An 18,200-nucleotide genomic window follows, 5' to 3' on the forward strand; every position below is an offset into this window, starting at 1 on the left:
ACCGACGGCACATTGGGGCACCGCATCGCGTCAACCCGATGAAACGCCCCCAATGGATCGCCTCAATCAGCTGCGAGACAATCTGCTCGGACTTGGTCCCCGCAAGCTCGCCGCCCTCGCCATGATCTTTGTCCTCGTCCTGGCGGTGACCGGGGTCGGGGCCTTCTATCTTTCCCGTCCGAACTTCGAGGTTCTCTACGCGGGCCTCGATAGAGAGGATGTGAGCCGCATCGGCGCCGCGTTGAAAACGAGCGGAGTTCCCTTCGACATCAACCCCGAGGGCAACGCCGTCTCCGTTCACTACGGCCAAGCCGCTCAAGCGCGCATGATGCTCGCCGAACGAGGCCTGCCCCAGAGCGCCAACGCCGGCTACGAGCTGTTCGACAAGGTCGGCTCGCTCGGTCTCACCTCCTTCATGCAGGAGGTGACGCGCATACGCGCGCTGGAAGGCGAGCTCGCCCGAACCATTCAGCTGATTCGCGGCGTGAAGGCTGCGCGCGTGCATATCGTGCTCGCCGACGAGGGCTCGTTCCGCCGCGCCAAGCAGCCGCCCTCCGCCTCCGTCGTCATTCGCACGGAGAGCCCCGACGACTCCAAAGCCGCGCATGCGATCCGACATCTCGTCGCCGCATCCATTCCCGGCATGACAGTCGATCAAGTCACGGTGCTCAACACCGATGGCATGCTGCTCACCACCTCCGAGGGCGATGAGAATGACGCTGTGCCCGGCAAGACGCTGACGCTCGAGCGCACCGTCGCCAAGGATATTCAGGACAATATCCGTCGCACCCTCACGCCTTATCTCCGCTTGTCGAATTTCCAGGTGAGTGTGCGAACGCGTATCAACACGGATCGCAAGCAGACCAATGAGACCATCTTCGATCCCGAGTCGAGGGTCGAGAGATCGGTGCGCGTCGTCAAGGAGAATTCGACGTCGCAGAACAACAGCACCACCGGCTCTGCCGGCGCGGACCGCAATATTCCGCAGGACAATAAGCCGTCCGCATCCGAGGGGAAGCAGTCCAACGACGAGAACAAGAAAAACGAGGAGCTCACCAATTTCGAGCTCTCGTCCAAGACGATCACCACCGTCAGCGGCGGCTACACGGTCGAGAACATCTCCATCGCCGTGCTGGTCAATCGCGCGAGCCTCGGCGCGCTCGGCAAGGATGCGCCAAAGCCGGAGGCGGTCGAGCGCCAGATCAAGGAGATCGAGCAATTGGTGTCGACGGCCGCCGGCCTGCGCAAGGAGCGCGGCGATACGGTGAAAATCTCCGCTGTCGAGTTCATGCCGAATGAAAATGATATGGGTCCGGTCGAGGCGCCGGGCTGGGCGGATGCGCTCACGCATCAGCTGGGCTCGGTCATCAACGCGCTGGCGCTGATCGCCGTCACTGTGATGCTCGTCATCTTCGGCCTGCGTCCCGCGACGCGCGCTCTGCTCGCCGAGACGCCGAGCGCGGCGCTCGCCGAAAGCGCCTCGCCTATGCTCGATCTCGATGGCGGCATAGAGCTGCCCTTCACGCCGCTCGAGGCGCCGGAGTTCACAATGGCGGCGGCGATCGATACGGGGCTGATCGAGGATATCGCCGATCAGGAGAATCCCACCCCGCAGAAGCGGCTCGAGCAGCTGATCGAGGCCGATGAGATGCAGGCGGTCGCGATCCTGAAACAATGGATGTACGCGGAGGGCCGCGTTTGATGGCGCGCTCTGTCGCCTTCTATCTCCCCTGCTTCGACGAGCCGCCGAAAATCCTCGCGCCCGAGCCGCCTTCGCTCGCGATCGACCTCGACGAGCCGGAGCCGGAGACGGCGATCGAAATGCCGGAGCCGGAGCCGGAAGATATCCGGCCCATTCTCACCGATGAGCTGCGGGAGCAATTGCTCGAGGAAGGACGCGCCGCCGCCAAGGCCGAATGCGACGAGACGATCGCGCGCGAGCGCGCCGCCGTCGCACAGCGGCTGGAGGAGGAGCGGCGCCGCTGGTCGCGCGATGAAGGCGAGCGGCTCGGTCGTGACTTTCGCGATTCGCTCGGTCGTTATTCCGCGCGCATCGGCGAAGACGTAGAGCGCATTCTCGAGCCATTCGTGGTGCGCGAGATCAGAGAGAAGATGCTCGTCGCTCTCATGGAAACTCTGCGCATCCTCATCGCCGATCGCGAAAATCCGGTGATCCATCTCAGCGGTCCCATGGATCTGCTCGAGGCGATCTGCGCCAAGCTGAATGGCGAAGATATCGCCACCAAGATCGAGGATGTCGGCGGCGTTGACGTGCGTGCGCGTCTCGACGCCACGACGATCGAGACGCGTCTCGGCGAATGGATGGCGCAGCTGCGCGAAGGGGATGACGCCGTATGAGCGATCATGAGGAAAGCGAGATCATCTTCATCCGCAAGAAGCATGGCGATGAAGAGGAGGGCCATCACGGCGGCGTCTGGAAGCTCGCCTTCGCCGACTTCATGACGGCTATGATGGCCTTCTTTCTGGTGATGTGGCTCATCAATTCCACATCGAAGGAGACCAAGGCGGCGATCGTTCAATATTTCAATCCTGTTCAGCTCATCGACTCGAATCCCGCGCATAAGGGGCTGCGTGATCCGGCCGAAGCGGGGCAGGGCAAAAGTCAGCAATCCAGCGCCGCGCCGGACAAGGGCGCGCCAGCGTCGGCGCCGCCGGCTTCGGCGGAGAAGGAGAGCCCGCAGCACGAGGCCGCGCTCCTTTATGACCCGATGTCGACTCTCGACGAGATCGACAAAAAGTCGGCGCAGCCTTCGTCCTTCGGCGACCCTTTCGATCGCAGCGCCCATGGCGTCGGCTATGTGGACGAGCGCATCGAGGACAGCGGCTCGCCGGACAAATCGACGACGGCCGAGCCGATGGAAGGTCCGCGCGCGAAGCCTGCGCCGTCGACGCCGCAGGGCAAATCTCCGGCGCAGCCTGCGCGCGGGGCGGCTTCGGCGTCCGGCGAGGACAAGAAGGGTGAGGCTTCTGCCGCGAGCGTGAAAGCCGCGTTGGAAAAGGTCGTCAAGGCCGAGGTCGCAGCTCTGCGCGCTGCGCCGCATCTCGAGGTCGTGGAGACGTCCGAAGGATTGCTCATCAGCCTGACCGACGACGCCAATTTCTCTATGTTCGCCGTCGGCTCGGTCGAGCCGCGACCGCAGGCCGTTCATGTCATCGGAGAGATCGGCAAGCTCTTGGCCAAGCAGAGCGGCGATATCGAGCTGCGCGGCCACACCGACGGGCGCTCTTACAAATCGGCGACCTATGACAATTGGCGCCTGTCGTCCGACCGCGCCAACATGGCCTATTACATGCTCGTACGGGGCGGCTTTCCCGAGAAGCGCGTGGTGAAGATCGCCGGCTATGCCGATCGTCGGCCGAAGACCCCCAAGGAGCCGCTCGCGGCGGTCAATCGCCGCATCGAAATTTTGCTGCGCAGGAGCGAGCGTTGAAGATAAAGGTGCGAGCCTCCGTTCTCGCCGCTGGGCTGATCTTTGGTCCGACATGCTGCGCCGACGCCGGCGAGCTCACCGAGCAGGTGCGCGCGCTCAACACTCTGCAAGGCTCGATGGTGCAGGGCGCCGCTGGCGCAAGGGGCGCCATTCCCGCGCAGATCGAGCGCATAGAGCAGGTCGTCGCTTCGCTCGAAGCCGACGATTGGAAACAGAAGAGCAATTCCGCCGCCGCCGCGATCTTTCTGTTCTGCGGCGGTCCGTCGCGCTCGATCCGAAAGATTCTCGACGCCCATCTCATCCCGGATGGGGACACGCCCCTCGTCGCCGGCGCTGTCGCCTATGCGGAAGGACGGAATGAGGAGGCGGTCAAGCTGCTGACGCCGATCGATGCGCGAGCGCAGGCCGACACGCTCGCGGCGCATCTGGCGTTGATCCAAGGCGGGCTGCTGATCGGCTCCGATAAGGCGAAGGCGCGCGAGCTGTTCGATCTCGCGCGTCTGCTGATGCCGAGCTCTCTCGTCGAGGAGGCCGCATTACGACGTGAGATGTCGATCGTCGATGTGACGCAGGATCCCACCAAATTTCTCGTGCTCGGCCGCCGCTACGGCTCCCAATATGCAAGATCGCCCTTCTCGCGCAATTATTGGGACGAAATGCGTGCTGCGACCTTGCGCGCGGCCGCCATTGGCGACAATTCGCGCTTGAGCGAATTCCGCGGTCTGCTGAAAGGCGCCTCGCCAGGATTGCGCTTCGAGACTCACATGGGCGTCGCGCGGCAGGCGATATTGAGCGGCCGCGTCGCTCTGGCGATCAACGAGACCCAATATGCAGGGCCTCTCGCAGACACGGCCACGGCCCGCGCGCGCGTCGAGCTCTATCGCGCCGCCATCGCCGGACTCACCGGCGAGTTCGAGACGGCGGAAGCGGAGTTTCAAAAAATAGATCCGAGAATTCTCCCTTCGGCCGATGTCGAGGTTCGCAATATCGTGACGGCCGCGATCAGCCGTCTGCAAGGCGTCGCCGACGGCGTGTCATCCGCCGCGGCGAGCGCGCCGGCGCAAGAGGAGACGCGTCCCGATTCGATGGTCGAGCGTTCTGCGCAGCAAGCGCTGACCGACGCCGACGCGCTGCTGCAGCGGGCGACGCGCAGATGACCGTCGACGCTCTGTTTCCCAATCTTCAGACCGCGCGTCTTCTCGGTCGCCAAACGGATGCGGCTTCGTCCGGGCAGCGCGAGTCCGATGCTGCGGACGTCGATCAATTCGCTTCGCTGCTCTCCGATCTCGACGATAGAAGCGCTGTCGTTGCCCGCGCCTCTCTCACGGAAGCGACGACGGATGATGCCGGCGTCGACTCCAACGAAGCTCCCTCGGTCGAGGCGACGAGCAATGCGCCGTCGCAGATGCAGGCCTTCATTACGGTCCCGGCGCTGGACATGAGCTGGCGGCCCGCCGTGGCGGCGCAGGCGCCATCCGATGAATCCACAGACGCCGTGGCGCCGCCGCGTGCGGAAGCGAGATCGCGAGCCGATGTCGCCGCCAATGAGGCCGCGATGCGCTCGTCGAGACCGATCGCGATCGAGGCCGATGGTCGTATCGCGGAGAGCGTTGACGTCGCGTCTCGAGCCGCGGCCTCATCTGAGCCAAAAGCTTCGCAGCAGGCGCCGTCCGCTCGTCCTGTATCCTCGCTGCAGCGGGCCGAGGGCGCTTCCAGCGCTCGACGCTCCGATATAGCTGCGCGGTCGCCGTCCATCGCGTCGGCGCATGTCTCCGCGGAGGCGCGGAGCGACGCTTCGAGCACATTTGCGTCGCGGCCCGCCTCTTCACGCCCGGACTCGACAGCCGGGCGGATCGCCATCGCTTCTTCGGCGAATGATGTCGGCGCAGGGTCGTCCGATGACGACAGAACTGCCGTCGCCGCCACTCTTGCTCCATCCAGCATGGCTGCTGCGGTCTCGCCGGATCTCGCGCGAAGCGCGGCCGCGCCGCAGCGAGATCCGTCCACGGCGCGCGCGGCGAATTCGCAAGCGCGCCCGCTCGACGCGACCCCTTCGGCTCGACCTGCCTCAGAAGCTACCGCGCCGCGCGTTTTCGCCGCTTCGGACACGCCGATACGCGCGGCGGCCTCCTCGCGCGCCGATCTCTCGCGCGCCGATTTCTCGGGAGCGGATGTAACGGCTTCGGCGCCGCCTCCTCGCGAGGGGAGCGCAGAGCTCGGCGCCGACAATCGCCAATCGCCGCATCCCCTCGATAGCGCTCTAGCGATCCCCAGCGATAAGACCTCAGCCGCTTCGATCGACGCGACAGTCGCTCGGAGCGGCGAGTCGTCCATCGCATCTCCCGCTATGACGTCTTTTGTGAAATATGCGTCGTCCGATGATTCGGCGCCTTTCGCGTCGTCCATCGCCATGGCGTTCGAGGACGAGCGCGCGTCAGCAGCAGAGGCGCCTGTCGCCTCAAATTCCGTATCGGCTCCGCTCGAGGAGACAGACGCGCAGGAGCAGACACAACGAGCCCTGGTCGTCGATCGGCAGTCGGATCGCGCTCCCGTGCAGTCGACGCCGTCTGCGATGGAAGCGCAGACGCAAGCCGTCGCGCAAAGTTCGGACCAGACCGCCGGCGAAGCGCCGATCGCCCATGCGAACGATTTCGCGCCATTCGAGTTGCGCGAGCCTGCGCGTTCGGCGTCACCCGCATCTTCGAACGGGAACGCGCCGATTCGGGCGGCGGATTCGATCGCAAATCTTTCCTCGCTGCAGAGCTTCTCTGCGGAAGGCGAGAGCGTCTACGCGCCAATGTCGTCGCCGAGTCCTGCTTCGGCGCCTCTCTCTGCGAGGACGACTTCCGCCGACAGCGCTCTTGCCGCCGATGATCGAGCTTCGCGAGCCCATGTCTCGCGCGCTAGCGTCGCGCTTTCGTCGGATGAATCACCGAGAGCCGCTTTTTCGGCGAACGTCCGGCGTTCTTCAGACGTCGCGACCGAAGGAGGATCATACGCCTCTCGAGCAGCGACGCCTTCGGTCGCCTCCGATGCTGGCGTTCGCGCCTTCGCGCCGTTCGAGCTTCGCGGCGAGGTCGCGCCTTCGATGACCTCGGGGACGGCCGCTCGCGATATGCGCGTCGATCCGTCCCAGGATGTCGGCGCCGTCTCCGCGGCGCGCGGAGACCAATCGACTTTCGTCGCGCCGTCGTCGCTCGGCGACCTCGGCGTCTCGAGGTCTTATGCTTTGCCGGAGCAGTCGCGAAAGGCGCAGACGTCGGTCGATCAGCGTGATTCCATGGTCGAAGCCGCTCCGGCTTCGGCGCGCGCTCGGACGCGCGCTGCGTCCTCGATTGCGGAAATCGCCATCGATATCGCTGCGCGCTCTCCCTCGGACAGCGCCGAGCGGAATGTGCAGGGCGCATCATCGCGCGTGGGGGATTTCCAGTCGCGCGCCAATGGCGAGGCTACGACCGCAGACGCTTCCGCATTGCGGTATCGCCCAGCGAGGCGTGTCGAAGCCTCTGACGATAGACGAGGCGACGCTTTCGCCACGTCGATCGAGGCGGGCAATAGACAGTCGGGCAGGGACGCGACGCCGAGCGTCGCGTCGTCGCGAGCCGCCGGCGTCACGGGCGCTGCGCTGGATCATGGCGCGCAGACCGATCGCACTGCTGGCGCTGCGATCGAGGCGTTCGACGCCGGCGCGCGGAGTCCGTCGATCTCTCTGCCGCAGAAAGACTCCGCGAGCGTCGACGTGGGCGCGTCGCGATCTGTTTCCACCGCGACAACGCCAAATCCGCCGATCTCGACGGAAGCGCCAAGCTCGGCGCCTGTCGGCGATTCTGCTCGCGCGGTCGCGACAGCCTCACGCGCTCGGCCCGAGGCGGCGATGAGCGTCGACGACTCCGCCGCTTCGCAGCCCGTGGCGAGACCTTGGTCCGGCGGGCCGGCCGAGAGCGAGCGCGCGCGAACCTCCTTCACAGCGCCGATCGATAATCGCATGTCCGCATCGGCTCCAGGGGATCGCGCGCCGAATGATGACCGCGCATCGGCCGCGCCGACAGACGCCGCGGGGATTCCATCCTTCTCGGCAGTCGCCGGCGGCGATGCGCCGCGTGCGGCCTTCACTGCGCCGCCGACATCCGCGCCGCAGCGTGATCGCATGACCGCTGTCCGGCCGAGCGATCGGATTTCGGCCAATGATCGGCGCACGAGCGCATCGACCGCGCCCGTGGCTTCCGACGCCTCGACTGTCGCCGCCTCATTCGCCGATGCGGGCGGCGTCGACGCCGCGAGATCCGGCGACGATCGAAATTCGGACCGCCGCTCGATGGCTGCGGCCGACGATACGAGATCCTCGACATTCGACGCCAGCGCCGATATGTCGACGCCGACGAATGCATCTGCCGGTGCGCCCGTTGCGTCGAAGGTCTCCGTAACGCCGAGCGTTGTGACGATCGACGACGGAGCGAGCGCAGCGACGCCAGAGCCGATCGGAACGCTCGCTATTCTCGCGCCGGCGACACAATTGCCGACGGCTTTCGCCGAGCTGCTCGCGCCGCAAGCGCGCAGCCTCATCGCTTCCGCGTCTCTGGCGTCTTCGGCGACGGTGACGACGGCGCCCGCCTCGAACATCGGGGAGGGGCAACGGCAGAGCGTGGCGCCGAAGATTTTGACCATAGAGCTCGAGCCCGCGGCGCTGGGCGCCGTCACTGTGAAAATGAAGCTGGCGCATTCGGGAATAGACATGCGCATCAGCGTCGAGTCCACCGAGGCGCTGCGCCGGCTCGATTCGACGCGCGAGAAGCTCGTCGAGGCGATGCAGTCGTCCGGCTGCACGATCGACTCCTGCACGATACAGATCGGCCAGAGCGTCCCCGACGGCGCCAATGCGCAAGCCGCGCCCGACAATGGCGGGGGCTTTGCGCAATCGGGCGGAGCCGGACGCGAGGAGCAGAGCGTCGGTCGACAGGGAGCGGGCTATGGGGGATCGGGCGGTGATCGCAGGCAAGGCGCGGGCGCAGAGAATGGCGATCGGGCGCCGAATGGCGAGCCTCGCCGCGTCGCTGATCGCCGTGGCGGCGACGTCTATCTGTGAGGCGCACGCCGAGGGTCGGCCGGTATCGAGCAATATTTGCGAGAGGGAGATGATCCGCGCCTCCAATGAGAATGCGGTTCCTCTCGCAGTGCTCTATGCGGTGGCGCTCACCGAGACGGGGCAAAAGGGCGCGCTCAACGCTTTCGCGATGAACGTCGAGGGGCGCGCGGTGTTCAGCGCCGATTTCCGCGAGGCGATGATGCGATTTCTCGCGGCGAAGCGTTCCGGCGCCGTGCTCATCGATATCGGCTGCATGCAGGTCAATCATCACTATCACGGCGCGCGCTTCGCGAGCGTCGAGGCGATGTTCGATCCGCGCGCCAATGTCGATTACGCGGCGCGCTTCCTCAAGGATCTGCACAAGCGCGAAGGCACATGGACCTCGGCCGTCGCGCGCTATCACGCCGGGCCCAAGAATACGCCTGCGCAGAAGAGCTATGTGTGTGCGGTCATCGCCAATATGATCGCCAGCGGCTTCGGCGCCTGGACCGACGCCTCGCGCGACTTCTGCCGTCCGCGCCGAGAAGCCGCGTCGCACTGAGCGCGCCGGGCGCTCAGCGCCGCTCTGCGTCTGCGGCCGCGCGATGCAGATAGGAGGCGAAGGCGTCGAATATTTTGCGCATCTGCGGCGGCTTGTAGGGGAACACGTCGACAGGGTCCATGTCGTGGACCAGCAGCGTGTGATCGACCTTGAAGACGACCAGCTCGCCGCTCTCCGTCTCCGCGCAATCTACGCCGAAATAGGTGAGGCCCACGCAGTCGATCAGCGCCTCGAAGGCGCCCGTGTGGCGCGTCACGAAATCGTCGTCGAAGGTCGCGAAGAAGCGCTCCTCTTCGCGCCGGCGCCGCAGATCCGCTTCCATTCGCGCATCGACATAGGAGCCGTTCCAGCCCTCGGAGACGGCGAGATGGCAGGCGTAGGGACGTCGGTCGATGAACAGCAGGCGGATCTTTCGATAGAGACCGTCCTGTCCACGGCAGTCGACGAATGGCGAGACGAGATAGGCGCGGTCCGAGCGCTTCGCGAGATAGAGGCCGAGGGCGAGCGCGGTGTCGATCTTCTCGGCGCCGCGCTCATTGCGCTGCTCCATCGCGCGGATGACGATCGGAAAGCTTCCGCTTGCCTCGCTCGACTCTGCGATATCGCACAGCTCGTCGTGCAGCATGCGACGCAGCACGGGCGTGCGCAGCCCGGCCTCCGTCAGATTGGCGGCCAGCTCGATCGGCTCCAGCATGGAGACGCGGCCTGGAAGGTTGACGACCGGCGTCGGCCAATAGGCGAGCATTTCCTCGAGCTCGGCGAGCAGGCGGCGATTGAGGCTCGTCGCCGCGATCGCGACAAAGGCGAGATCATGATCCGGCAGGACGGTGGGCAGCTCGCGGCCGGGCATCACATAGACCATCGTCAAGGCGATGTCGGAGCCTTCCAGCAGAAATTCGAGCGGCGTGTTGGCGCCTATGTCGGCGGCTGCGACGAATGCGAGAACGCGCAATCTCGGATTGGCGCCGCAGCATGTGCTGCGGAACACACGCTGCTTGCTCAGCGCCATCGCCTGCCGCTTCAATCCGGTCGCGAGATTGCCCTCGAGCTGGTCGATGACCGCGAGATCCATCAAGGCGCCGGCGTGGTTCGGGTCGCGCTCGCACATGCCGAGCAGACGGCCGGCGACGCGGCTCAGATCGACGCCGGCGAAAGCCAGCCGCGTCAGCTTGGCGAGGCCGATCGGCAGCGCGTTCATGGGGTCCGACGATTGCTCGATACGCATAAATTCACCGTCTGCCGCTCCGATCGCCGAACGGAACTCGGCGCATCCGTCGCCGTCGACGCGCCTCGCGTCCGATGCGATAGCTAACGAGCCAACATTTCCCGAAGCTTGTCGAAATTTCGCAGCGCGATTCAACTTTGCGCGAATTTGAGCTATCCATTTCTAGTTCATCGATTCGAGGAACGATCGCATGGTTGACGCTCCGACATTTCGCTCCGATGGCCCGCGCCGCGCGCCGACGCTGCGCAAGCCGAAGATCGCCCCGCCGCAGCTCTTCGCGGAGCGCCGCACGCCGCCGACGCGACCGACGCGCGATATCGGCGAGCTGGCCCTGCGCACGGTCGGGGTCGCTCTCGCGGTCGTGTCGACGGCCTTCGCCGGCTATATGATCTCGGATGCGGAGCGACGCCCGCAATTCGCCGGCCTCGAGCATCTCGCTATCTACAGCCGCCCCACGGTCCTCGCCGCCAAGCGCATTCAGACGCAGATCGCCGATCAGCGTGGGAAGGTCGACTTCACGCCCGTCGGTTCGATCGGCGAGCCGCAGTCGGAGGCCGGCGTTCCCGGATTCGCGCTGCTCAGCGTGCGATCGGGAGTGGCTCTGCTGCAGACCCCGAATGCGATCATCAAAGTGTCGCCGGGCGATCTGGTGGAGGGGCTCGGTCGCGTCACCGGGCTGGAGCGCCGCGGCGAGAAATGGGCGCTCGTCTCGAGCGCAGGGGTCGTCATCGGCGAATGATCAGCGCCGAGCATTACGGGCATTGGCGCGGGCGACCGCCTGGTCGATCTGTGCATTGAACTCCGCGAGAAGGCGCTCCGCCTGCCGCGCGCGCGATTTCTCCTGGCGATCCGGGTGGCAGGCCCAGGCGAGGCGTCGTCGCAACGCGCCGAGCTTGGCGAGCGAGCCTTCGGCGCGCTGCAATTCGACGAGCGCCTCCTCGCGCTCGGGCAGCCGCGCGAATTTGGGCTGCGGCGGCGCTGGCGGAGGCTCCCGCGGCATGGCGGGTTCGACTCCATAGGCGCGGGATATTCGCGCCGCGCGATCTTCCTGCGAGAGCGGCGATGGCGTCGCCTTCTCGCGCAGCAGCGTTCCCATCGGCGGGGGACGCAAAGGGCCGGCGTCTCGCTCCGTGGGGCGGGTTGCTTTTTCCAGGCTATCGAGAATGGTCGCGAAATTCGTCATGGTCCCGAGCCGTAGGCAGGGCCGGGATCATGACCGCGAAGGAATGAAAGATTGGTTGATCGGGCGGGCGCCCTGCTCAGCCGTGCGCTGCGTGCTGCAGCCTATCGGCCACCTCGCGGAAGGGGTCGACGCTCGGCGGCGATTGCGGCGATTGCGTCAGCGCCTCATAGAGCTTGGGAACGAGCTGCACCGCCTGGTCCAGCTCCAAATCCGCTCCACGCTGATAACCGCCGAGCATGCGCAGATCGCGCGTATCCTCATAGCGCGACACCAGCGCGCGCAGCTTCTGAATGAGGTGACGTTGCTCCGGCTTCCAGGCGTGATGCGCGAGGCGGGAGATCGACGCTTTGAGATCGATCGCCGGATAGCGCCCCTGCTCGGCGATGGCGCGGTCGAGCACGATATGGCCGTCCAGTGTGCCGCGCACGCAATCGGCGATCGGATCATTGTGATTGTCGCCGTCGACCAGCACGGAATAGACGCCGGTGATCGAGCCGCGTCCTTCCTCGCCGGGCCCGGCGCGCTCCAGCAGTCGCGGAATATCGGCGAATATGCTCGGCGTGTAGCCATGCGCCACCGGCGGCTCGCCGGCGGCCAAAGCCACCTCCCGTGAGGCGTGCGCGAAGCGGGTCACCGAGTCGACGATCAGCAGGACGTTGCGGCCGATGTCGCGAAAATATTCAGCTATGGTGGTCGCTGTCAGCGGCGCGAGGCGGCGCATCATCGGGCTCTCGTCGCCGGTGGCGACGACGACGATCGATTCGCTCGCCTGTCCGGCAAGCACCTCGTCCAGAAATTCGCGCACCTCGCGGCCGCGCTCGCCGACGAGGCAGATCACCACCGTGTCGAAGCCCGGCGCGCGCGCCAGCATGGCCAGCAAGGTGGATTTGCCGACGCCGGAGCCGGCGAAAATGCCGATTCGCTGGCCGGCGCAGATCGGCGTGAAGCAATCGACGGCTTTGACGCCGGTGCGCACGGGCACGCTCACGCGGCCGCGTCGCATCGCCTTTGGCGCCGAGGCGTCGACGTCGAAGGCGGCGTCGCCGTCGGAGAGCTCGCCGCGCTCGTCGATGGGGCGCGCAAAAGCGTCGAGAACGCGTCCCGCCCAATCGGCGCTGGGCGCGACGGCGATCGGCCCGGCGCGATAGGCCGGCGAGTTGAGACCGATGCGGACGCGATTGTCGAAGGATTTGACGATCGCGCCGTCTCTGCCGACGCGCACCACCTGTCCCAGCGCGCCGTCCGGCGGCGCGCCGATGCGCACGCATTCGCCGAGCTCGACGAAATCGGAGAGGCCGCTGACGCGGCAATGCGACGGCGTCACCTCGGTCACGAGGCCGACGACGCGAATGTGATCGGCGCGGCGCTGGTCGCGCTCGACCGCCGCGCGGAGCCGCTGTAGCGAGGTCATGAGCCGCCGAGCGTGCGAATGGCCTCACGCTGCGAGCTGTCGAGCATGTCGTTCATCGAGCTCACGCTGTCGAAAGCGCGCGATGTGGCGATCAGCTTGGCCATTTCGTGAATCGGATTGACGTTGGAGCTCTCGATAAATCCCTGTTGCACGCCATTGCGCACGAAGTCGAGCACCGCTGTCGCCGGCTTGGAGGGAATGAGGCTGGCGTTTGGCCCGCGGGCCAAATCCGCGGTGTCGTCGAGGGTGAAGAGGCCGACGGCGCCGACTTGGCGACCACTCTGGGTGATCATGCCGTCGCGCGAGATCATCGGCGGGCCGCCATTGGGATCGAGCACGACGGCGGAATTGCCCGCGTCGAGAATCGGAAAGCCAGAGACGGTCTGCAGATCGCCGGTCTCCGTCATGCGCATGCGGCCGTCGCGCGTGTAGGCGGTTCCATTCGGCGTGCGTATGGCGAAAAAGCCTTTGCCCACAATGCCGATATCGTAAGGATCGCCAGTCTTGGTGAGCTCGCCGACGGCGCGCGAGACGAAATCCTTGCCGGCCGACACATAGGCGACTTTGCTCGTGTCCGTTTCGGAGACGACCTGCTGAAAGCTCACGCCATCGGCGCGATAGCCCGGCGTCGCCGCATTGGCGATATTGTTGGCGAGCGTCTCCATCCGCTTGTCGACGGAGACTTGCGCCGAAAGCGACACGTAAAAGGCCGATTGCATGTTGTCGAGGTCCGTGCCTGCGCTGCGGCCGCATCGCGCCGCTCCGTCATGAGGCTGACCGGTTTTGCTTGCGTGAAGCTGAAAGAAAATGTCAGCCTCGCGCAAGGGAGGGTGACTAATTCGTTAATACGAATTTCCATCGGGAGACTGGCGTCATGGGCTTTCTCGTCGGGCTGATCATCACGATGGGCTGCATGTTCGGAGGCTTCGCCGCGCTGGGCGGCCATTTGATCGTCCTTTGGCAGCCATGGGAATTCGTGATCATCATGGGCTCCTCGCTCGGCACTTTCGTCGTCGCCAATCCCACCAAGGTGATCATGGACACGGGCAAGGCGCTCGGCCAGGCGGTCATGGACAAAGGTCCGAAGCATCGCGATTTTCTCGACATACTCGGCCTGCTGCACGCTCTGATGCGGGAGTTGCGCAGCAAGCCGCGCAACGAGGTCGAGGCGCATGTCGACAATCCGGCGGAATCGAAGATATTCACGGCTTTTCCGAAGGTCCTCGCCAATAAGGAGATGACCACCTTCATCTGCGATTACTGCCGTCTCTTCATCATCGGCAACGTCCGCACATTCGAGATCGAGGCGCTGATGGACGAGGAGATCGCCGCCATTCGCTATGATCGGCTGAAGCCCTATCATGCGCTGACCTCGGTCGGCGACGGCCTGCCGGCGCTCGGAATCGTGGCGGCCGTGCTCGGCGTCATCAAGGCGATGGGCGCACTGGATCAATCGCCGGAGCTGCTGGGCGGCCTCATCGGCGCCGCCATGGTCGGCACATTCGCCGGCATCTTCGTTTCCTACGGCATCGTCACGCCGCTGGCCTTCAAGGTGAAGGTCGCGCGCAGCAAGGAATGCCACCTCTACGTCATCGTCAAGCAGACGCTGCTCGCTTTCATGAATGGCGCCATGCCGCAAGTGGCGGTCGAGCACGGTCGTAAATCCATTCCCGCCTATGAGCGTCCCTCTATCGACGAGGTCGAGAATGAGACGCTCTCCGGCGGCGGCGCGGCCGAGGCGGCGTGATCGACATGAGCATGGACGGCGCGGTCGAATTCGCCTCGCAGGGAGTGAGGGAGCGTCTGCTCTCGGGCGGCGGCCCCTCGCTCGATCGCATGCCGCTGTTGCGCGCGGTGTTCGACGCGATGGGGTCGCAGATGCAGGATTCGATGCGCGGACTCGCGGAAGGCGCGATGCAATTCGCGGTCGAGTCGATGACGGTGGCGCGGGCCGGCGAGATCGTGCGCGAATCGGAGCGCGCAGCGCTCGCCGCGACCTATGTCGTCGGCGTGGATCGGGACGCCAGGACGATCGTCGCCGCGGATCGCCGCTTCGTGTTCACCCTGCTCGAGGGATTGTTCGGCTCTGACGGCTCCGAGCCGCCTTATGACGCGGAGCGCGAGCTCACAGCGATCGAGACGCGGGTGGGAATGCTGGCGTTCTCGCGCGTGACCAATTCACTGCAGGCGGCTTTCGACGCGCTCGTCGGAGCGCGCTTGACTTTCGAGCCGGCGGAAGCGCGCACGGAATCCTCGGGCGCTGCGCGCAAGAGCAGCGGCTTCAGCGTCGTTTGCCGGTGCCGGCTGCGCGCCTTTGGAACGGAGGGCGCGCTGCTCATCGCCATTCCGCAGGCGACGCTCGAGCCGATGCGAGACGCGCTCTCGCAAGAGGCGCCGAAATCGGCGCTCGCGACGGATCCGCAATGGGCGAAGCGGATGAAAGAGCGCGTGACCGAGACCGAGGTCACGCTGAGCGCCGTGATGGAGAAGCACGATCTCACGCTCGCCGATGTCGCGCGCTTCGAGGTGGGACAGGTCATAGAGCTGCCGGTGTCGCCGACGGGCCTCGTCGCGCTGATGTGCGAAGGCCAGTCGCTGTTCTGGTGCGAGATCGGCCAGAAGGACGGCTCCTACACGATACGGATCGACGATTTCGTCGATCAGCAGCAGGAATTCATCGACGACGTGCTGCGCGGTTGAGCGCTGGCGCGATTGCGGCGTCGACAATGGAGAGATCGACATGGGTGAGTTCGATTTTGAGAGCTCCAAGAGCGAGGAGCTCGAGCGGCTGATGGGCGGCTCGCGCGCGATGGGCGAAGATCTGATGATGGCGGAGCGCGCCGGCGAGCCCGAGATCGACGCGCGCAAATTCGAGTCGATCCTGCGCATTCCGGTCGTCATGCAAGTGGTGATCGGGTCTGTGACCATGCCGGTCTCCAATCTGCTGAAGCTCGGGCGCGGCGCCATCGTGCCGCTGGACCAGAAGATCGGCGAGCCGGTGGACGTCGTCGTCAACGGACGGCTCATCGCTCGCGGCGAGGTGGTCGTCGTCGAGGACGACAATACGCGCTTCGGGGTCTCGCTCACCGAGATCATCGAGCCCGGGAGCGGCGCGCGGCGCATGTGACGGAGGCGGGAGCCCGCGATGACGAATCTGATCGCGGCCGATGCAGGCCGCACGCTCAACGGCCCGGAAAAAGTCGCGGCGCTGCTGCTGTCGGTCGACAAGGATGTGGCGCAGCGCGTTCTCAAGCATTTCGATCGGAACGAGCTGCGGCAGATCACCAAATTCGCGGCCGGGCTCGGCGCTGTTCCGGCGAGCACGATCGAGCCGCTCATCGAAGATTTCATGTCGCAGCTCGAGAGCGGCGGCTCCGATCTGCGCGGCACGGCGGGCGAGGCGGAAAAGCTGCTGGCGGGCGTAATCCCGCCCGACCAGATCGCCGAGATCATGTCCGATGTGCTGGGCAGCTCCAATAGCGCGGTGTGGGATCGCGTCGGCGCGGCGCCCGAGGCGGCCTTCATCGAATATCTCGCCAAGGAGCATCCGCAAACGGCGGCGTTGACGCTGTCGCGGATCGATCCGGCGCGAGCCGCCAAGGCGCTATCCGTGCTGCCGGCCGATTTCCGCGACGATGTGATGCGTCGCATGTTGTCGTCGAAGCCCGTCACGGATGAGGCGTTGCGATTGGTGGAGACGACATTGCAGGAGGAGCTCCTGCAGAATTCCGAGGCCACCGCCTCGGCGGCGAAGAACGCCAAGCTCGCGGCGATCATCAACAAGATGGAGCGCGAGCATGCCGAAGGCGTGTTGCGCAGCCTTTCCGAGCGCCGCCCGCGCGACGCCGAAGCGCTGAAGGGCATGCTGTTCAACTTCGAGGACATCACCAAGCTGAATGTCCGCGCGCGCATGATACTGTTCGACGCCATTCCGGCCGATCGCGTCATTATGGCGCTGCGCGGCGCGGAGGTGGACGTTCGCGACTTCGTGCTCGCGGCGCTCTCCGCGCGCACGCGGCGCATGGTGGAGGCCGAGCTCTCCGGCGGCGCCTCGCCGCCGCGCCGCGACATCATGGAGGCGCGCCGCATCATCGCCGATACCGTGCTGAGGCTGGCCGAGCAGGGTAAGATCGATTTGTCCAGCGCCGCTCCCGAGGAGGCCGCCGAATGACGGCCTCTGATCGATGAGCGACACGGAAGACGCCGAATCACGAACAGAAGAGGCCACGGAGAAGAAGATTCTCGACTCGCTCGAGCAGGGCAAGACGCCTGTTTCGCGCGATCTGTCGATCGCGACGCTCTTTCTCACCTTTCTGCTCTGCGCCGCCTTCGTGTTTCAGACCGTCGGCCCACGCCTCGCGGAAGCGATGGCGCTGATGCTCGGCAATGTCGGACAATTCGCGCTCGCCAACGCCGCGGACGCCTATATGCAATCTCGGACGGTCGTGCTGGAGACAGCGCGGTTTTTGACGCCCATCCTCGGGATGTTCATCGTCTCGGCGATTGTGGCGGCCTTTATTCAGGGTTCTCCGCGCCTCGTCTTTCAGCGTATCGAGCCCGATCTCTCGCGCATTTCGCCGCGCGAGGGACTAAAGAGAATCTTCAGCGTCACGGGTCTCGTAGAGCTCGCCAAATCGGTGGCGAAGATCGTCATCATCGCAGGCGCGGTCATTTTTTCGCTCAATGTCGACCGCGGGCTCATCACCGATGCGATGCGCGTCGAGCCGGGACAAGTGCCGGGTCTGCTGCTCAAGCTCGTCATTCGTCTCACCAGCGTCGTCTGCATTCCGGTCGTCCTGCTGGCCATGGCGGATTTCGCCTGGAGCCGCATGAAGTGGCGGCGCGACATGCGGATGAGCCGGCAGGAGATCAAGGAGGAGCATCGGCAATCGGAAGGCGATCCGATGGTGAAGGCGCGCCTGCGCTCCATCGCCTTGGATCGCTCGCGCAAGCGCATGATGGCGGCGGTTCCGCGCGCGACCTTCGTCATCGCCAATCCTACTCACTACGCGATCGCTCTGCGCTATGTGCGCGAGGAGGGCGGCGCGCCGCTCGTCGTCGCCAAGGGAACCGATCTGATCGCGCTCAAGATCAGAGAGATCGCCGAGGCGAACGGCGTGCCCGTGCTCGAGCGTCAGGCGTTGACGCGCGCGATGTATGATCATGTCGAGGTCGACAAGATGATCCCGTCGGAATTCTATCGTCCGATCGCGGAGCTCATTCATTTTCTGCACAACAGCGGTCAGGCGTCGCGTCCTGCGTCTCGCTGATTGCTGACCCAAGTCCAGCTTGACGCAAGACCGAA

Annotated in this window: 16 protein-coding genes; 12 read left to right on the forward strand and 4 right to left on the reverse strand. The window is 65.5% G+C overall.

What is annotated here, in order from left to right; genetic code table 11:
* The first annotated feature begins 52 nt into the window (after positions 1–52).
* The 6 genes from fliF to GYH34_RS07940 all read left to right on the forward strand — a co-directional run bounded on the left by fliF (position 53) and on the right by GYH34_RS07940 (position 9,076).
* Positions 53–1,702 carry a flagellar basal-body MS-ring/collar protein FliF gene (fliF, locus tag GYH34_RS07915; protein ID WP_161913102.1) on the forward strand — a complete coding sequence of 550 codons (1,650 nt, stop codon included), beginning with the start codon at positions 53–55 and terminating at the stop codon, positions 1,700–1,702.
* A complete protein-coding gene (locus tag GYH34_RS07920) occupies positions 1,702–2,358 on the forward strand; it encodes a hypothetical protein (protein ID WP_161913103.1) in 657 nt (218 codons plus the stop codon). Before fliF ends, GYH34_RS07920 begins: the two co-directional genes overlap by 1 nt.
* Complete coding sequence (locus tag GYH34_RS07925; protein ID WP_161913104.1) at positions 2,355–3,452, forward strand: flagellar motor protein MotB; 1,098 nt, start codon at positions 2,355–2,357, stop codon at positions 3,450–3,452. The genes GYH34_RS07920 and GYH34_RS07925 overlap by 4 nt, the downstream gene beginning before the upstream one ends.
* Positions 3,449–4,609 carry a hypothetical protein gene (locus tag GYH34_RS07930; RefSeq protein ID WP_161913105.1) on the forward strand — a complete coding sequence of 387 codons (1,161 nt, stop codon included), beginning with the start codon at positions 3,449–3,451 and terminating at the stop codon, positions 4,607–4,609. The genes GYH34_RS07925 and GYH34_RS07930 overlap by 4 nt, the downstream gene beginning before the upstream one ends.
* Positions 4,610–7,326: 2,717 nt before the next feature.
* Positions 7,327–8,535 carry a flagellar hook-length control protein FliK gene (locus tag GYH34_RS07935; RefSeq protein ID WP_161913106.1) on the forward strand — a complete coding sequence of 403 codons (1,209 nt, stop codon included), beginning with the start codon at positions 7,327–7,329 and terminating at the stop codon, positions 8,533–8,535.
* Between the two features lie 49 nt (positions 8,536–8,584).
* Positions 8,585–9,076, forward strand: a complete 492-nt coding sequence (locus GYH34_RS07940; protein ID WP_348983909.1) for a transglycosylase SLT domain-containing protein — start codon at positions 8,585–8,587, stop codon at positions 9,074–9,076.
* A gap of 13 nt (positions 9,077–9,089) precedes the next feature.
* Here GYH34_RS07940 and GYH34_RS07945 read toward each other — a convergent pair whose 3' ends face one another.
* Positions 9,090–10,301, reverse strand: coding sequence for a hypothetical protein (locus tag GYH34_RS07945; protein WP_244635315.1), 1,212 nt, complete (start codon positions 10,299–10,301; stop codon positions 9,090–9,092).
* Positions 10,302–10,491: 190 nt separating this feature from the next.
* Here GYH34_RS07945 and GYH34_RS07950 point away from each other — a divergent pair, with 190 nt between their 5' ends.
* Entirely contained in the window at positions 10,492–11,040 is a 549-nt protein-coding gene (locus GYH34_RS07950) for a hypothetical protein (protein ID WP_161913108.1), read from the forward strand.
* Here GYH34_RS07950 and GYH34_RS07955 read toward each other — a convergent pair whose 3' ends face one another.
* From GYH34_RS07955 to flgF, 3 genes are all read right to left on the reverse strand, one after another.
* Positions 11,041–11,484, reverse strand: a complete 444-nt coding sequence (locus GYH34_RS07955; protein WP_161913109.1) for a hypothetical protein — start codon at positions 11,482–11,484, stop codon at positions 11,041–11,043.
* A 76-nt stretch (positions 11,485–11,560) separates the two neighbouring features.
* Entirely contained in the window at positions 11,561–12,895 is a 1,335-nt protein-coding gene (gene fliI, locus GYH34_RS07960; protein WP_161913110.1) for a flagellar protein export ATPase FliI, read from the reverse strand.
* The gene (gene flgF / locus GYH34_RS07965) at positions 12,892–13,614 is read right to left on the reverse strand and encodes a flagellar basal-body rod protein FlgF (RefSeq protein WP_161913111.1); all 723 of its coding nucleotides are present in this window, start codon (positions 13,612–13,614) and stop codon (positions 12,892–12,894) included. Before flgF ends, fliI begins: the two co-directional genes overlap by 4 nt.
* Before the next feature lie 155 nt (positions 13,615–13,769).
* On the opposite strand from flgF, the gene motA reads away from it, so the two are divergent.
* From motA to GYH34_RS07990, 5 genes are all read left to right on the forward strand, one after another.
* Positions 13,770–14,642 (forward strand): flagellar motor stator protein MotA, encoded by an 873-nt coding sequence (gene motA, locus GYH34_RS07970; RefSeq protein WP_018264591.1) that lies wholly within the window; start codon positions 13,770–13,772, stop codon positions 14,640–14,642.
* A gap of 5 nt (positions 14,643–14,647) precedes the next feature.
* A complete protein-coding gene (locus GYH34_RS07975) occupies positions 14,648–15,595 on the forward strand; it encodes a FliM/FliN family flagellar motor switch protein (RefSeq protein WP_161914938.1) in 948 nt (315 codons plus the stop codon).
* Between the two features lie 124 nt (positions 15,596–15,719).
* On the forward strand, positions 15,720–16,022 hold the full coding sequence (gene fliN / locus GYH34_RS07980) for a flagellar motor switch protein FliN (RefSeq protein WP_244635349.1): 303 nt from the start codon (positions 15,720–15,722) through the stop codon (positions 16,020–16,022).
* An 18-nt stretch (positions 16,023–16,040) separates the two neighbouring features.
* Entirely contained in the window at positions 16,041–17,066 is a 1,026-nt protein-coding gene (locus GYH34_RS07985) for a flagellar motor switch protein FliG (RefSeq protein ID WP_161913113.1), read from the forward strand.
* 13 nt (positions 17,067–17,079) lie between these two features.
* Positions 17,080–18,165, forward strand: coding sequence for an EscU/YscU/HrcU family type III secretion system export apparatus switch protein (locus tag GYH34_RS07990; protein ID WP_161913114.1), 1,086 nt, complete (start codon positions 17,080–17,082; stop codon positions 18,163–18,165).
* The last annotated feature ends 35 nt before the right edge of the window (positions 18,166–18,200 follow it).

This window comes from Methylosinus sp. C49 (assembly GCF_009936375.1).
Taxonomy (GTDB): Bacteria; Pseudomonadota; Alphaproteobacteria; order Rhizobiales; family Beijerinckiaceae; genus Methylosinus.

What these genes read in the sequence shown, in the direction of transcription:
- fliF (WP_161913102.1), top strand. Translation starts at nt 53, where the DNA reads ATGGATCGCCTCAATCAGCTGCGAGACAATCTGCTCGGACTTGGTCCC.
- GYH34_RS07920 (WP_161913103.1), top strand. Translation starts at nt 1,702, where the DNA reads ATGGCGCGCTCTGTCGCCTTCTATCTCCCCTGCTTCGACGAGCCGCCG.
- GYH34_RS07925 (WP_161913104.1), top strand. Translation starts at nt 2,355, where the DNA reads ATGAGCGATCATGAGGAAAGCGAGATCATCTTCATCCGCAAGAAGCAT.
- GYH34_RS07935 (WP_161913106.1), top strand. Translation starts at nt 7,327, where the DNA reads ATGAGCGTCGACGACTCCGCCGCTTCGCAGCCCGTGGCGAGACCTTGG.
- GYH34_RS07940 (WP_348983909.1), top strand. Translation starts at nt 8,585, where the DNA reads ATGATCCGCGCCTCCAATGAGAATGCGGTTCCTCTCGCAGTGCTCTAT.
- GYH34_RS07945 (WP_244635315.1), bottom strand. Translation starts at nt 10,301, where the DNA reads ATGCGTATCGAGCAATCGTCGGACCCCATGAACGCGCTGCCGATCGGC.
- GYH34_RS07950 (WP_161913108.1), top strand. Translation starts at nt 10,492, where the DNA reads ATGGTTGACGCTCCGACATTTCGCTCCGATGGCCCGCGCCGCGCGCCG.
- GYH34_RS07955 (WP_161913109.1), bottom strand. Translation starts at nt 11,484, where the DNA reads ATGACGAATTTCGCGACCATTCTCGATAGCCTGGAAAAAGCAACCCGC.
- fliI (WP_161913110.1), bottom strand. Translation starts at nt 12,895, where the DNA reads ATGACCTCGCTACAGCGGCTCCGCGCGGCGGTCGAGCGCGACCAGCGC.
- flgF (WP_161913111.1), bottom strand. Translation starts at nt 13,614, where the DNA reads ATGCAATCGGCCTTTTACGTGTCGCTTTCGGCGCAAGTCTCCGTCGAC.
- motA (WP_018264591.1), top strand. Translation starts at nt 13,770, where the DNA reads ATGGGCTTTCTCGTCGGGCTGATCATCACGATGGGCTGCATGTTCGGA.
- GYH34_RS07975 (WP_161914938.1), top strand. Translation starts at nt 14,648, where the DNA reads ATGAGCATGGACGGCGCGGTCGAATTCGCCTCGCAGGGAGTGAGGGAG.
- fliN (WP_244635349.1), top strand. Translation starts at nt 15,720, where the DNA reads ATGATGGCGGAGCGCGCCGGCGAGCCCGAGATCGACGCGCGCAAATTC.
- GYH34_RS07985 (WP_161913113.1), top strand. Translation starts at nt 16,041, where the DNA reads ATGACGAATCTGATCGCGGCCGATGCAGGCCGCACGCTCAACGGCCCG.
- GYH34_RS07990 (WP_161913114.1), top strand. Translation starts at nt 17,080, where the DNA reads ATGAGCGACACGGAAGACGCCGAATCACGAACAGAAGAGGCCACGGAG.